A 13,740-nucleotide genomic window follows, 5' to 3' on the forward strand; every position below is an offset into this window, starting at 1 on the left:
AATTATAGCATAAAGTTAATGGAAAGAAGGGAAAACCTTATGGGATTAGATCATTTCTTTGACAAAAACCTTGTGTTTTGCTTAGAAGCGAATAATCAAGAACAACTCTTTGATCAGGTTGCAACTTTATTGGAAGAACGACAAATCGTAACTCCAACCTATCGTGAAGCCTTGATCACGCGTGAAAAGTCATTTCCAACTGGCCTAGATATGGAATTCTTAGGTAAGGATTTGCCGAATGTGGCTATTCCTCACACAGATATTGTTCATAATCTAGCCGAAAAAGTTGTGGTCGTTCGATTAGAAAAACCAGTGACTTTTCACAATATGATTGCGCCAGATAAGGAAGTAGAAGTATCCTTGCTCTTCTTTATCATTAATAACTCAAGTTCAAGTCAAACGAACATTCTTGCTCAGTTGATGGACTTCTTTACTGGAAATGGTCATCTTGAAGACCTATCAAAAATTTCTGAACCTGAAGCCCTCTATACTTATATAGCTGAAGCAACTGCATAATTTTGTCTATTAAAAATATTAAATCGGAGGAAATCCATATGATTAAAATTCTAGCTGCCTGCGGTGCAGGTGTTAACTCAAGCCACCAAATTAAAAGTGCTCTTGAAGAAGAACTTTCAAACCGTGGTTACGATGTTCACTGTGATGCGGTAATGGTCAAAGACGTTAACGAAGACCTTATCAAAGGTTATGACATCTTTACACCAATTGCTGCGACAGACCTTGGTTTTGACCCAGGTATTCCAGTTATCGAAGCTGGACCAATCTTATTCCGTATCCCAGCTATGAGTGCTCCAGTATTTGACAATATTGAAGCAGCTATCAAAGAACACGGATTAAGCTAATTTTAATTTGTTAACATTCATATAACTATAAAAAGGGAGGAACTATTATGGATGTCATTATCGAACTAGCCAATAAGCTGTTCAAACCTATCTTGGATATGGGTGGACCAATCATCATGCTGATCATTTTGACAGTATTGGCTCTACTATTTGGAGTGAAATTCTCCAAAGCGCTTGAAGGTGGTATTAAACTTGCCATCGCTCTTACTGGTATCGGTGCTATCATCGGTATGCTAAATGGTGCTTTTTCAGCATCACTTGCAAAATTTGTTGAAAATACTGGTATTCAATTGAACATCACTGACGTTGGTTGGGCACCACTTGCTACAATCACTTGGGGATCTGCTTGGACACTTTACTTCTTGCTTATCATGTTGATTGTCAACGTAGTGATGCTTGCTATGAAGAAAACTGATACACTTGACGTCGATATCTTCGATATCTGGCACTTGTCTATCACAGGTCTTTTGATTAAATGGTATGCTGATAACAATGGAGTTAGTCAAGGGGTTTCTCTCTTCATTGCAACTGCAGCAGTTGTCCTTGTAGGTGTTCTTAAAATCATCAACTCTGACTTGATGAAACCTACATTTGATGACTTGCTTAACGCTCCAAGTTCATCACCAATGACTTCAACTCACATGAACTACATGATGAACCCAGTTATCATGGTTTTGGATAAGATTTTTGAAAAATTCTTCCCAGGTCTTGATAAATATGACTTTGATGCTGCTAAATTGAACAAGAAAATCGGTTTCTGGGGATCTAAATTCTTCATCGGTTTCATCCTTGGTATCGTTATCGGTTTGATGGGTACTCCACATCCTGTTGAAGGACTTAAAGATGCTGCAGACTGGCAAGAAGTTATCAAAGGTTGGTTGTCTCTTGGTTTGACAGCCGGTGTAGCTTTGGAACTCTTCTCACTAATCGGTTCTTGGTTCATCGCTGCCGTAGAACCACTTTCACAAGGTATTACAAACGTTGCTACTAAACGTTTGGAAGGACGTAAGTTTAACATTGGTCTTGACTGGCCATTCATCGCTGGTCGTGCTGAAATCTGGGCTTGTGCTAACGTACTTGCACCAATCATGTTGGTTGAAGCTGTGCTTCTTTCAAAAGTCGGAAATGGTATCTTGCCACTCGCAGGTATTATCGCTATGGGTGTTACTCCAGCTCTCTTGGTTGTAACACGTGGTAAATTGCTCCGTATGATTATCTTCGGAACACTCTTGTTGCCACTCTTCCTTCTTTCAGGTACACTTATCGCACCATTTGCAACAGAACTTGCTAAAGGTGTAGGTGCCTTCCCAGAAGGTGTAAGCCAAACTCAATTGATTACTCACTCAACTCTTGAAGGACCAATCGAAAAACTTCTTGGTTGGACAATTGGTAACACTACAACAGGTGATATCAAAGCAATCCTTGGTGCTGTAGTCTTCCTTGTATTCTATATCGGTATCTTTGCTTGGTACAGAAAACAAATGATCAAACGTAACGAAGAGTACGCAGCAAAAGCAAAATAATGCACTCCTATAAAATGTAAATTCTTGAAACTAGGTTGTCATACCGTTTAGGAGTGACAGCCTAGTTTTGTATAAATTATCAAGAAATCGGAGAAAATAATGGTAATTGAATTAAAATCAGAACAATTAAGAGTTGAATTTAACAGTTTTGGCGGGGCTCTTTCTTCTATAAAAGATGCTGAGGGACTTGAGTATTTGTGGCAAGGGGATGCCACTTATTGGAGTGGACAAGCTCCTGTTCTCTTCCCCATTTGTGGTTCATTGAGAGAAGATACAGCATTTTATATAGATGAGAAGGGGCAAGAAATCAAAGGAAACATTCCTCGTCATGGTTTGGTTCGTAAGAAAGAATTTGAATTAGTTGAACAGACAGATAATAGTGTAACTTTTGCAATTGAAGACGATGATAATAGCTATCAAAACTATCCCTATCATTTCCGTTTAGAGATCACTTATATCCTCACTGGAAAGACAGTACGGACTCAATACAAGATAGTCAATAAAGAAACTAGCAGGATCATGCCTTACTTTATCGGTGGACATCCAGGATTTAATTGTCCTCTACTGGATGATGAAGTCTATGAAGATTATTATCTAGAGTTTGAGAAAGAAGAGACTTGCTCTGTTCCACGTCCTTTCCCAGAAACAGGTATGTTGGATTTTCAAGATAGAAGTCCATGGCTAGAGGGTCAAAAAGAATTAGATCTTAATTATGATCTTTTCAGTACAGATGCAGTTACTTTAGATGAATTGCAATCTAGAACAATTGCCCTTCGTTCCCGCAAACATGATAAGGGATTGAAAGTGCACTTTGAAGAGTTTCCAAACCTCATTATCTGGTCAACTTTGAATAAGGGGCCTTTCATTGCTTTTGAACCATGGTCTGGCTTGTCAACATCCCTTGAAGAAGGAGATCATCTAGAAGATAAGAAGAATGTTCGTCTTCTAGAACCTGGTCAAGTGGATCAACTTGGCTTTGATATCGAAATTTTTTAGTTAAAAAAACACAAAAACAAACATTAACTGTTGACTTTTTCAGGAAATAGGAGTATATTATGTTTGTAAGCAACAAATGATGTTTGTAACAAACAAATAATCGTTTGTTATATTCTCTTTCGCGAAGAAAGATTATTTTTAGGAAACTGATTTCCTAAACTTGAATAAGGTGTTCTTCATCTCATTCAATTCAATTTGTCAATAAACTGCTGGAAAGTCTTTTGTAGGTAAACTGCTAACTATAAAAGGTTTTACTAGCCTAGAAAAAATAAAAAGGAGAAACAATATGGCTATTGTTATCGGTGCAGATGCTGCAGGTTTGAGATTGAAAGAAGTTGTGAAAGACTTCTTGGAAAAAGAAAACTTCCACGTTGTGGATGTTACAGCTGAAGGTCAAGACTTTGTTGATGTGACTCTTGCTGTCGCTGCAGAAGTAAACAAAGAAGAACAAAACCTTGGTATCGTGATTGATGCTTATGGAGCTGGTCCATTTATGGTCGCAACTAAAATCAAAGGAATGGTTGCTGCAGAAGTATCTGACGAACGTTCAGCTTATATGACTCGTGGTCACAACAACTCACGAATGATCACTATGGGTGCGCAACTTGTTGGTGATGAATTGGCTAAAAACATCGCTAAAGGATTTGTTAACGGTAAATACGATGGTGGACGTCACCAAATTCGTGTTGACATGTTGAACAAAATGTGCTAATTAGATTACAGTAAGAAAGGTAAGTTAAAAATGAGAATTGCAATTGGATGTGACCACATCGTAACAGATGAAAAAATGGCGGTTTCAGAATTTTTGAAATCAAAAGGATATGAAGTTATTGACTTCGGTACATATGACCATACACGTACTCACTACCCAATCTTTGGTAAAAAAGTAGGGGAAGCTGTAACTAGCGGTCAAGCTGATCTTGGAGTATGTATCTGTGGTACTGGTGTTGGTATCAACAACGCTGTAAATAAAGTTCCTGGTGTTCGTTCTGCCTTGGTTCGTGATATGACAACAGCCCTTTATGCTAAAGAACAATTGAACGCCAACGTTATCGGTTTTGGTGGTAAAATTACTGGTGAATTGCTCATGTGTGATATCATCGAAGCTTTCATCCATGCTGAATACAAACCAACTGAAGAAAACAAAAAATTGATTGCGAAAATTGAACATGTGGAAAGTCACAATGCTCATCAAGCTGACGCAAACTTCTTTACAGAATTCCTTGAAAAATGGGATCGCGGAGAATACCACGACTAAGAGGTGACCTATGATTTTAACAGTCACAATGAACCCATCCATTGATATTTCCTATCCTTTGGATGAGTTGAAGATTGATACTGTCAATCGTGTGGTGGATGTAACCAAAACGGCTGGTGGTAAGGGTCTCAATGTTACTCGCGTACTTTCAGAATTTGGAGATTCTGTTCTTGCTACTGGTTTAGTGGGTGGCAAACTTGGTGAGTTTTTGGTTGAACATATCGATGATCAAGTAAAGAAAGGTTTCTTCTCAATTCAGGGAGAAACTCGGAACTGTATTGCTATTCTCCACGGAGACAACCAAACAGAAGTTCTTGAAAAAGGTCCAGAGGTTTTGGAACAAGAAGGTCAAGACTTTTTGGAACATTTCAAAAATCTTCTGGAGTCAGTTGAAGTAGTAGCCATCTCAGGTAGTCTGCCAGCTGGTCTTCCAGTTGATTACTATGCGAGCTTGGTAGCACTTGCTAATCAAGCTGGCAAGCCTGTTGTCTTGGACTGTTCAGGTGCGGCACTTCAGGCGGTTCTTGAATCACCACATAAACCAACAGTCATCAAACCAAATAATGAGGAATTGTCTCAGCTTCTAGGTAGAGAAGTTTCTGAGGATTTGGATGAATTAAAAGAGGTCCTTCAAGAACCTTTGTTTGCAGGGATTGAATGGATTATCGTTTCACTTGGTGCTAACGGTGCCTTTGCCAAACATGGTGATATTTTCTACAAGGTAGATATTCCTAGAATTCAGGTAGTAAATCCTGTTGGATCTGGAGATTCTACTGTAGCAGGGATTTCTTCAGGACTTCTTCATAAAGAATCGGATGCAGAATTACTCATCAAGGCAAATGTCCTTGGTATGCTCAATGCTCAAGAAAAAATGACTGGTCATGTCAACATGGCCAACTATCAAGCTCTATATGATCAATTAATAGTAAAAGAGGTATAAAATGGCTTTAACAGAACAAAAACGTGCACGCTTAGAAAAACTTTCTGATGAAAAAGGTATCATCTCAGCTCTTGCTTTTGACCAACGTGGTGCTTTGAAGCGCCTCATGGCTCAACACCAAACAGAAGAACCAACTGTGGCTCAAATGGAAGAACTTAAAGTTTTGGTAGCAGATGAATTGACCAAATACGCTTCATCTATGCTTCTTGACCCTGAGTATGGACTTCCAGCAACTAAAGCTCTTGATGAAAAAGCTGGTCTTCTCCTTGCTTATGAAAAAACAGGTTATGACACAACAAGCACAAAACGCTTGCCAGACTGCTTGGATGTTTGGTCTGCAAAACGTATTAAAGAGGAAGGTGCAGATGCAGTTAAATTCTTGCTTTACTATGACGTAGATAGCTCAGACGAACTCAACCAAGAAAAACAAGCTTATATCGAACGCATCGGTTCAGAGTGTGTGGCTGAAGATATCCCATTCTTCCTTGAAATCCTTGCTTACGATGAAAAAATTGCTGACGCAGGTTCTGTAGAATACGCTAAAGTAAAACCACACAAAGTTATTGGTGCTATGAAAGTCTTCTCAGACCCACGCTTTAACATTGATGTCTTGAAAGTAGAAGTTCCTGTTAACATTAAATATGTTGAAGGCTTCGCTGAAGGTGAAGTAGTTTATACACGTGAAGAAGCAGCAGCATTCTTCAAAGCACAAGATGAAGCAACTAACTTGCCATACATCTACTTGAGTGCTGGTGTATCAGCTAAACTTTTCCAAGATACTCTTGTATTTGCTCATGAATCAGGTGCAAACTTCAATGGAGTTCTTTGTGGCCGTGCAACTTGGGCTGGATCAGTTGAAGCTTACATCAAAGATGGTGAAGCAGCAGCTCGCGAATGGCTTCGCACAACTGGATTTGAAAACATTGACGAACTCAACAAAGTTCTTCAAACAACAGCGACTTCATGGAAAGAACGCGTGTAAGCAAGTCCTCCTAGATTAGGAACATGAATCTAAAAATTTTTAAAAAAAGTTGTATGTAAAGGTTTACAAAATAACTTACTTGTGCTATACTTAAATCACAAGTTAATACAAGGTGAGTGTTACTAAGTAATATTAGGCATGATCACGGATGAATTAGGAATCGACTGATTTTCTAGTTCATTTGTGGTCATTTTTTGTACTCATATACCTTTAAGATATAAAAGGAGGTTGACATGTATCGAATTCTAAATCCAATGAATCACAATGTCTCGCTTGTCAGAAATGATAAGGGAGAAGAGGTGATTGTAATTGGTAAGGGGATTGCATTTGGAAAGAAGAAGGGAGATTTGATTGCTGAAAATCAGGTTGAGAAAATCTTTCGGATGAAGACCGAAGAGTCCAGAGAAAACTTTATGGCTCTTCTCAAAGATGTTCCGCTTGATTTTATCACAGTGACTTATGAAATCATTGATAAGCTATCAAAGAAATATCACTATCCGATTCAAGAGTATCTCTATGTAACCTTGACAGATCATATTTACTGTTCTTATCAAGCTCTAGCACAAGGAAGGTACAAGGATAGTAATCTGCCAGATATTTCTGCTAAGTATCCTGTCGCTTTTCAAATCGCAAATGAAGCATTTGGAATTTATCGTCAAAAACTGACAGATAATTTTCCTGAGGACGAAATTATTCGGATTGCTTATCATTTCATTAATGCCGAAGGTGAAAATGAAGTGGAACTTGTGGAGTCGATTGATAAGAGGAAAGAAATTCTCAGGAATGTTGAAGAAGTTTTAAAAGATTACGCTATTCAACGTACAAAAGAGAATAATCATTTCTATGATCGCTTTATGATTCATTTGAATTATTTCTTGGATTATTTAGACAGATCTAGAGATGATAACCAATCACTTCTGGATATGGAAGACCATATTAAACAATCCTATCCAAAAGCGTTCGAAATTGGTTCCAAGATCTATGATGTGATTACGCAACATACGGGTCTTGATTTGTATAAAAGTGAACGAGTTTATCTAGTTCTACATATCCAACGTTTATTGTCATAAAAATTTATTTAAAACTATATAAGGAGAATTCTATCATGAATAGAGAAGAAGTAACATTGTTAGGTTTTGAAATCGTAGCCTATGCTGGCGACGCTCGTTCAAAACTATTGGAAGCCTTGAAGGCTGCTGAAGCTGGTGATTTTGCGAAAGCAGATAGCTTAGTCGAGGAAGCTGGTAGCTGTATCGCAGAGGCACACCATGCCCAAACAAGTCTATTGACTAAGGAAGCAGCTGGCGAGGATTTGGCTTATAGTGTAACCATGATGCACGGTCAAGATCACTTGATGACAACTATTTTGTTAAAAGATTTGATGCACCATTTAATTGAACTGTACAAGAGAGGAGTTAAATAATGAACAAACTAATTGCATTTATTGAGAAAGGAAAACCTTTCTTTGAGAAATTATCTCGTAATATCTATCTTCGTGCTATTCGTGATGGTTTCATTGCAGGTATGCCTGTTATTCTCTTCTCAAGTATCTTTATCTTAATCGCCTTTGTACCAAACTCATGGGGCTTCCAATGGTCTGATGAAGTAGTGGCTCTATTGATGAAACCTTATAGCTATTCAATGGGTATTCTCGCACTTTTGCTAGCTGGTACGACTGCTAAATCATTAACAGACTCTGTTAACCGTAGCATGGAAAAAACCAACCAAATCAACTATATGTCAACTCTATTAGCTGCTATTGTTGGATTATTGATGTTGGCAGCTGATCCAATTGAAGGTGGCTTTGCAACAGGATTCCTAGGAACAAAAGGTTTGCTTTCAGCCTTCCTAGCAGCCTTTGTGACTGTAGCAATCTATAAGGTTTGTGTTAAGAACAATGTCACTATTCGCATGCCTGACGAAGTTCCACCAAATATCTCACAAGTATTTAAAGATGTGATTCCATTCACTCTATCAGTGGTTTCTCTTTATGCTCTTGATTTACTAGCTCGTCATTTTGTTGGTGCAAGTGTGGCAGAATCAATCGGTAAATTCTTTGCTCCATTATTCTCTGCAGCTGATGGTTACCTAGGTATTACCATTATCTTTGGTGCCTTTGCCTTCTTCTGGTTTGTTGGTATCCATGGTCCATCTATCGTTGAACCAGCTATCGCAGCTATTACCTATGCCAATGCCGAAGTCAACTTGAACCTTCTCCAACAAGGTATGCACGCTGACAAGATTCTTACTTCTGGTACACAAATGTTTATCGTTACCATGGGTGGTACTGGTGCGACACTGGTTGTTCCATTCATGTTCATGTGGTTAACAAAATCAAAACGTAACCGTGCAATCGGACGTGCTTCAGTAGTTCCAACTTTCTTTGGTGTAAATGAACCAATCTTGTTTGGTGCACCGCTTGTTTTGAACCCAATCTTCTTCATTCCATTTATCTTTGCTCCAATTGCAAACGTATGGATCTTTAAGTTCTTTATCGAAACACTTGGCATGAACTCATTTACTGCCAACCTTCCATGGGTTACTCCTGGACCTTTGGGGATTGTCCTTGGAACAAACTTCCAGTTCTTATCATTCGCTCTTGCTGCCCTTCTAATTGTGGTTGACGTTGTCATTTACTATCCATTCCTTAAAGTTTATGATGAACAAATTCTTGAAGAAGAGCGTTCAGGTAAATCTAATGATGAATTGAAAGACAAAGTTGCTGCAAACTTCAACACTGCAAAAGCGGATGCTATTCTTGAAAAAGCGGGTGTAGAAGCAGCACAAAATAAAATCGCTGAAGAAACAAATGTCCTCGTTCTCTGTGCTGGTGGAGGTACAAGTGGTCTCCTTGCAAATGCTTTGAACAAGGCAGCTGCAGAATACAATGTTCCTGTGAAAGCAGCAGCAGGTGGCTATGGTGCTCACCGTGAAATGTTGCCAGAGTTTGATCTTGTTATCCTTGCCCCTCAAGTTGCTTCAAACTTTGAAGATATGAAAGCAGAAACAGATAAACTCGGTATTAAACTTGCCAAGACAGAAGGCGCTCAATACATCAAATTAACTCGTGATGGAAAAGGTGCTCTTGCATTTGTACAAGCTCAATTCGATTAACGATAGGGACTATAAAACAGTCTCCTATCGTTACGGAAATCGCTATGGCGAATTTCCTAATCGCCTTGTTAATTCGTCGGTAAAAAGATATTGTTTTTACCTCCTCATGTCACAATTCGGTGACTTGGTACAAGAAGTGAGATGGAGAAGGATGGCTCACTGACTCCTCTCCTCTCACTTTTACTTTATTTAAATTAAGAAATAGGTGAAAAAAATGACAAAAACATTACCAAAAGACTTTATTTTCGGTGGCGCTACAGCTGCTTATCAAGCAGAAGGTGCTACACATACTGATGGAAAAGGACCAGTTGCTTGGGATAAATATCTTGAAGATAACTACTGGTACACTGCAGAACCAGCCAGTGATTTTTACAATCGATATCCAGTTGACCTCAAACTAGCAGAAGAGTATGGTGTCAATGGTATTCGAATTTCTATTGCTTGGTCACGTATTTTCCCAACCGGTTACGGTCAAGTAAATCAGAAAGGTGTCGAGTTTTATCATAATCTATTTGCAGAGTGCCACAAACGTCATGTTGAGCCCTTTGTAACTCTTCATCACTTTGATACGCCAGAAGCTCTCCACTCAAATGGAGACTTCTTAAACCGTGAAAACATTGAACACTTTGTAGACTACGCGGCTTTCTGTTTTGAAGAATTCCCAGAAGTAAACTATTGGACAACCTTTAATGAAATTGGGCCAATAGGTGATGGTCAATACTTGGTTGGTAAATTCCCTCCAGGTATTCAGTACGACCTTGCTAAAGTTTTCCAATCGCACCACAATATGATGGTGTCTCATGCACGCGCTGTAAAACTATATAAAGATAAAGGATATAAAGGTGAAATTGGTGTTGTTCACGCTCTGCCAACCAAGTATCCTTTAGATCCTGAAAATCCTGCAGATGTTATTGCGGCAGAGTTGGAGGACATTATCCATAACAAATTTATCTTGGATGCAACTTATCTGGGTCACTACTCTGAAAAGACTCTGGCAGGGGTAGAGGCTATCTTGGCTGCCAATGGTGGTAGCTTAGATCTTCGTGAAGAAGATTTCGAAGTATTAGAAGCCGCAAAAGACTTGAATGACTTCCTTGGAATTAATTACTATATGAGTGACTGGATGGAAGCATTTGATGGAGAAACAGAAATCATCCATAATGGTAAAGGTGAAAAAGGAAGCTCTAAATACCAAATTAAAGGTGTTGGTCGTCGTGTAGCTCCTGACTATGTACCACGTACGGATTGGGATTGGATTATCTACCCTCAAGGTTTGTATGACCAAATCATGCGCGTGAAGAAAGATTATCCGAACTACAAGAAGATTTACATCACTGAAAATGGTCTTGGATATAAAGATGAGTTCGTTGATAACACTGTTTACGATGATGGAAGAATTGATTATGTGAAACAACACTTGGAAGTATTATCTGATGCTATTGCAGATGGAGCTAATGTAAAAGGTTACTTTATTTGGTCATTGATGGATGTCTTCTCATGGTCAAACGGTTATGAAAAACGTTACGGTCTCTTCTATGTAGACTTTGAAACTCAAGAACGTTATCCTAAGAAATCAGCTCACTGGTATAAGAAAGTATCAGAAACTCAAGTGATTGAGTAGTAGAATTAGTAATTAGATATAGAATTTTAGTGAGGCATAAAGATGTTTAAAGATTTTATCCAATCAATTTATGAAAAAGTTTATATTATCAATTTTGATAAATGTTCTCAAATACCTTGTTTGACTAATGAGGAGCTGAAAAAACTTGGGAAATGGTATGTCTCTACCGGTAAAGAATGGATTTGCCATTCAGACTATGAGCTGGAAGAATTTAAAAATATCTTTTTAAATTTTATCAGTCCTGAAGAACGGGATAATATCTCCTTTGATTCAGATTTTATGCCGTTTCAACAATCATAAAGAATCTAGGAAACTCTTTGTAACAATCTTCATCAGAAAATGCGTCATATCAAGATTCTTATTTTCTTGATATGACGCATTTTATATTTTATCAATCCTCAGTTTTATGGTTTAGAAAGAATAATTTTTGTTTGTTTTGAAAGTTGTTCGAAGGTCTCTTTGCTCAGTTTAGAGTCTGAAACGATGGTGTCAATATCAGAGATATTGTAGAAGGTATAAAAATCAAATTTATTGAACTTACTATTGTCAGCTAGTAAGTATTTTTTATTGGAATTATTGAGGGCGATACGTTGAGATTCACCTTCCTCTTCACTAAAGGTCGCAATCGCATTGTCCTGAATGCCATTACAGCTAACGAAAGCTTTAGAAAATTGTAAATTGCCCAAGTTTTGCAAGGTTAGTGTTCCGACAAAGGCTCCAGTGATAGAGCGATAGTTTCCACCTATTAAAATCAAATCTGTTAGTTTTCGTTCGTTTAAGATGAGAAAGACTGGTAAACTGTTTGTTACAACACGAATATTATCAATTGGAAGTTCACGGGCAAAAGATTCCAAGGTTGTCCCTGGACCAATAAAAATGGTTTCACCCTCATCAATTAAATGGCCTGCAAAACGGCTGATTTCTTGTTTTTCTGCAATCTGTAAGCTTTGTTTTTCAATATTGGAACGTTCATTGTTTAAAATAGAACCTGTGCGAATTTTCTCAGCTCCCCCGTGCACCCGAACAAGTAAATCCTTGTCTGCTAACTCTTGCAAGTAGCGTCTAGCAGTCATATCTGACACATCCAAGCGAGTCATGATTTCTTTTACAGTAATAGTTCCTTTTGTATTTACCGTTTCTAGAATATTATCTAGTTTTTCCTGCTTTAACATCGTTATCACCTCTATTTCTATTACTATTTTATCATAAAGTATTCAATCAATCAATTTAAAAAACAAAAGAAAACAAAAACAAAAATATCATGGTTGTTTTAAACAAACCATGATATTTGTTATTGCTTATAAAATAGATAACATTAGTCTAAACCGTAGTTGTAATCATCGTCTTGCATGGCTTCAACTTCACCAAGGAGGTAACCATTTCCGACTTGAGAGAAGAAGTCGTGGTTAGAAGTTCCTGTTGAAATACCGTTCATAACGATTGGGTTGACATCATCAGCTGAATCTGGGAAGAGTGGATCTTGTCCCAGGTTCATGAGTGCCTTGTTAGCATTGTAGCGAAGGAAGGTTTTGACTTCTTCAGTCCAACCAACACCGTCATAGAGGCTCTCTGTATAACCTTCTTCATTCTCGTAGAGAGTGTATAGCAGATCGTACATCCATTCTTTGAGTTTTTCTTGCTCTTCTTCAGGTAATTCATTGAAACCAAGTTGGAATTTGTAACCAATGTAGGTTCCGTGAACAGACTCATCACGAATAATTAATTTGATAATTTCCGCAACATTGGCTAGTTTGTTGTTACCAAGATAGTAGAGGGGAGTGAAGAAACCAGAGTAGAAGAGGAAGGTTTCAAGAAAGACGCTGGCAACTTTCTTTTCAAGTGGGCTACCGTTTAGGTAGATTTCGTTGACAATCTCAGCCTTTTTTTGTAGGTAAGGATTGGTGTTAGTCCATTCGAAAATTTCTTCAATCTCAGCCTTAGTATTCAAGGTAGAAAAGATTGATGAGTATGATTTAGCGTGGACAGATTCCATAAATTGGATGTTATTGAAAACAGCTTCCTCATGTGGTGTACGGATGTCTGCGCGAAGGGCTTGAACCCCAGTTTCAGATTGCATGGTATCCAAGAGAGTTAATCCACCAAAGACTTTACCGACCAGGTCTTTTTCCTTGTTTGATAACTTTCTCCAGTCATCCAAGTCATTTGATAAGGGAATACGTGTATCAAGCCAGAATTGCTCCGTCAGCTTTTCCCAAGTTGATTTGTCGATGACATCTTCGATGGCATTCCAGTTAATGGCTTTGTAGTAAGTTTCCATTTTGAAATCTCTTTCTGTGTTTAGTATTGCGAACTCACAATTACTTCTATTTTATCATAATTCTAGAGGAGTATCGCACAAAAAGTCGGAAGCCCGACTTTTTGTTATTTCATAGTATATATGCTTATTCCTGTTTAGTTTAGCAGGGTGAATGAATCACTAATTTGA

15 protein-coding genes are annotated in these 13,740 nt (G+C 38.2%); 13 read left to right on the forward strand and 2 right to left on the reverse strand.

Annotated elements, in window-relative coordinates; translation table 11 throughout:
- Nucleotides 1-39 precede the first annotated feature (39 nt).
- The 13 genes from SK637_RS04635 (at nucleotide 40) to SK637_RS04695 (ending at nucleotide 11,594) form a co-directional block, all read left to right on the forward strand.
- Nucleotides 40-516 (forward strand): PTS sugar transporter subunit IIA, encoded by a 477-nt coding sequence (locus SK637_RS04635; RefSeq protein WP_000521988.1) that lies wholly within the window; start codon nucleotides 40-42, stop codon nucleotides 514-516.
- Between the two features lie 38 nt (nucleotides 517-554).
- Complete coding sequence (locus SK637_RS04640) at nucleotides 555-860, forward strand: PTS sugar transporter subunit IIB (RefSeq protein ID WP_000590549.1); 306 nt, start codon at nucleotides 555-557, stop codon at nucleotides 858-860.
- A gap of 47 nt (nucleotides 861-907) precedes the next feature.
- The gene (locus tag SK637_RS04645) at nucleotides 908-2,383 is read left to right on the forward strand and encodes a PTS galactitol transporter subunit IIC (RefSeq protein ID WP_033688760.1); all 1,476 of its coding nucleotides are present in this window, start codon (nucleotides 908-910) and stop codon (nucleotides 2,381-2,383) included.
- A gap of 99 nt (nucleotides 2,384-2,482) precedes the next feature.
- Nucleotides 2,483-3,379 (forward strand): aldose 1-epimerase family protein, encoded by an 897-nt coding sequence (locus tag SK637_RS04650; RefSeq protein WP_080710493.1) that lies wholly within the window; start codon nucleotides 2,483-2,485, stop codon nucleotides 3,377-3,379.
- 286 nt (nucleotides 3,380-3,665) lie between these two features.
- The gene (lacA, locus tag SK637_RS04655; RefSeq protein WP_001018896.1) at nucleotides 3,666-4,091 is read left to right on the forward strand and encodes a galactose-6-phosphate isomerase subunit LacA; all 426 of its coding nucleotides are present in this window, start codon (nucleotides 3,666-3,668) and stop codon (nucleotides 4,089-4,091) included.
- Between the two features lie 30 nt (nucleotides 4,092-4,121).
- Complete coding sequence (gene lacB, locus SK637_RS04660; RefSeq protein ID WP_001216917.1) at nucleotides 4,122-4,637, forward strand: galactose-6-phosphate isomerase subunit LacB; 516 nt, start codon at nucleotides 4,122-4,124, stop codon at nucleotides 4,635-4,637.
- A 10-nt stretch (nucleotides 4,638-4,647) separates the two neighbouring features.
- Nucleotides 4,648-5,577, forward strand: a complete 930-nt coding sequence (locus SK637_RS04665; RefSeq protein WP_033688761.1) for a tagatose-6-phosphate kinase — start codon at nucleotides 4,648-4,650, stop codon at nucleotides 5,575-5,577.
- Between the two features lies 1 nt (nucleotide 5,578).
- Nucleotides 5,579-6,559 carry a tagatose-bisphosphate aldolase gene (lacD, locus tag SK637_RS04670; RefSeq protein WP_033688762.1) on the forward strand — a complete coding sequence of 327 codons (981 nt, stop codon included), beginning with the start codon at nucleotides 5,579-5,581 and terminating at the stop codon, nucleotides 6,557-6,559.
- A 233-nt stretch (nucleotides 6,560-6,792) separates the two neighbouring features.
- Nucleotides 6,793-7,629 (forward strand): PRD domain-containing protein, encoded by an 837-nt coding sequence (locus SK637_RS04675; RefSeq protein ID WP_033688763.1) that lies wholly within the window; start codon nucleotides 6,793-6,795, stop codon nucleotides 7,627-7,629.
- 35 nt (nucleotides 7,630-7,664) lie between these two features.
- On the forward strand, nucleotides 7,665-7,982 hold the full coding sequence (locus tag SK637_RS04680; protein WP_001078323.1) for a PTS lactose/cellobiose transporter subunit IIA: 318 nt from the start codon (nucleotides 7,665-7,667) through the stop codon (nucleotides 7,980-7,982).
- Nucleotides 7,982-9,673, forward strand: a complete 1,692-nt coding sequence (locus SK637_RS04685; RefSeq protein WP_033688764.1) for a lactose-specific PTS transporter subunit EIIC — start codon at nucleotides 7,982-7,984, stop codon at nucleotides 9,671-9,673. Before SK637_RS04680 ends, SK637_RS04685 begins: the two co-directional genes overlap by 1 nt.
- Nucleotides 9,674-9,887: 214 nt before the next feature.
- Complete coding sequence (gene lacG / locus SK637_RS04690) at nucleotides 9,888-11,294, forward strand: 6-phospho-beta-galactosidase (RefSeq protein WP_033688765.1); 1,407 nt, start codon at nucleotides 9,888-9,890, stop codon at nucleotides 11,292-11,294.
- Nucleotides 11,295-11,336: 42 nt separating this feature from the next.
- On the forward strand, nucleotides 11,337-11,594 hold the full coding sequence (locus tag SK637_RS04695) for a DUF3884 family protein (RefSeq protein ID WP_000471578.1): 258 nt from the start codon (nucleotides 11,337-11,339) through the stop codon (nucleotides 11,592-11,594).
- Between the two features lie 104 nt (nucleotides 11,595-11,698).
- On the opposite strand, the gene SK637_RS04700 is transcribed toward SK637_RS04695, so the two are convergent.
- Together SK637_RS04700 and nrdF are read right to left on the reverse strand one after the other, a co-directional pair.
- The gene (locus SK637_RS04700; RefSeq protein ID WP_033688766.1) at nucleotides 11,699-12,466 is read right to left on the reverse strand and encodes a DeoR/GlpR family DNA-binding transcription regulator; all 768 of its coding nucleotides are present in this window, start codon (nucleotides 12,464-12,466) and stop codon (nucleotides 11,699-11,701) included.
- Between the two features lie 143 nt (nucleotides 12,467-12,609).
- Nucleotides 12,610-13,572, reverse strand: coding sequence for a class 1b ribonucleoside-diphosphate reductase subunit beta (nrdF, locus tag SK637_RS04705; protein WP_000451364.1), 963 nt, complete (start codon nucleotides 13,570-13,572; stop codon nucleotides 12,610-12,612).
- Between the last annotated feature and the right edge of the window lie 168 nt (nucleotides 13,573-13,740).

The organism is Streptococcus mitis (assembly GCF_000722765.2).
GTDB lineage: Bacteria > Bacillota > Bacilli > Lactobacillales > Streptococcaceae > Streptococcus > Streptococcus mitis_AQ.

What these genes read in the sequence shown, in the direction of transcription:
- SK637_RS04635 (WP_000521988.1), top strand. Translation starts at nt 40, where the DNA reads ATGGGATTAGATCATTTCTTTGACAAAAACCTTGTGTTTTGCTTAGAA.
- SK637_RS04640 (WP_000590549.1), top strand. Translation starts at nt 555, where the DNA reads ATGATTAAAATTCTAGCTGCCTGCGGTGCAGGTGTTAACTCAAGCCAC.
- SK637_RS04645 (WP_033688760.1), top strand. Translation starts at nt 908, where the DNA reads ATGGATGTCATTATCGAACTAGCCAATAAGCTGTTCAAACCTATCTTG.
- SK637_RS04650 (WP_080710493.1), top strand. Translation starts at nt 2,483, where the DNA reads ATGGTAATTGAATTAAAATCAGAACAATTAAGAGTTGAATTTAACAGT.
- lacA (WP_001018896.1), top strand. Translation starts at nt 3,666, where the DNA reads ATGGCTATTGTTATCGGTGCAGATGCTGCAGGTTTGAGATTGAAAGAA.
- lacB (WP_001216917.1), top strand. Translation starts at nt 4,122, where the DNA reads ATGAGAATTGCAATTGGATGTGACCACATCGTAACAGATGAAAAAATG.
- SK637_RS04665 (WP_033688761.1), top strand. Translation starts at nt 4,648, where the DNA reads ATGATTTTAACAGTCACAATGAACCCATCCATTGATATTTCCTATCCT.
- lacD (WP_033688762.1), top strand. Translation starts at nt 5,579, where the DNA reads ATGGCTTTAACAGAACAAAAACGTGCACGCTTAGAAAAACTTTCTGAT.
- SK637_RS04675 (WP_033688763.1), top strand. Translation starts at nt 6,793, where the DNA reads ATGTATCGAATTCTAAATCCAATGAATCACAATGTCTCGCTTGTCAGA.
- SK637_RS04680 (WP_001078323.1), top strand. Translation starts at nt 7,665, where the DNA reads ATGAATAGAGAAGAAGTAACATTGTTAGGTTTTGAAATCGTAGCCTAT.
- SK637_RS04685 (WP_033688764.1), top strand. Translation starts at nt 7,982, where the DNA reads ATGAACAAACTAATTGCATTTATTGAGAAAGGAAAACCTTTCTTTGAG.
- lacG (WP_033688765.1), top strand. Translation starts at nt 9,888, where the DNA reads ATGACAAAAACATTACCAAAAGACTTTATTTTCGGTGGCGCTACAGCT.
- SK637_RS04695 (WP_000471578.1), top strand. Translation starts at nt 11,337, where the DNA reads ATGTTTAAAGATTTTATCCAATCAATTTATGAAAAAGTTTATATTATC.
- SK637_RS04700 (WP_033688766.1), bottom strand. Translation starts at nt 12,466, where the DNA reads ATGTTAAAGCAGGAAAAACTAGATAATATTCTAGAAACGGTAAATACA.
- nrdF (WP_000451364.1), bottom strand. Translation starts at nt 13,572, where the DNA reads ATGGAAACTTACTACAAAGCCATTAACTGGAATGCCATCGAAGATGTC.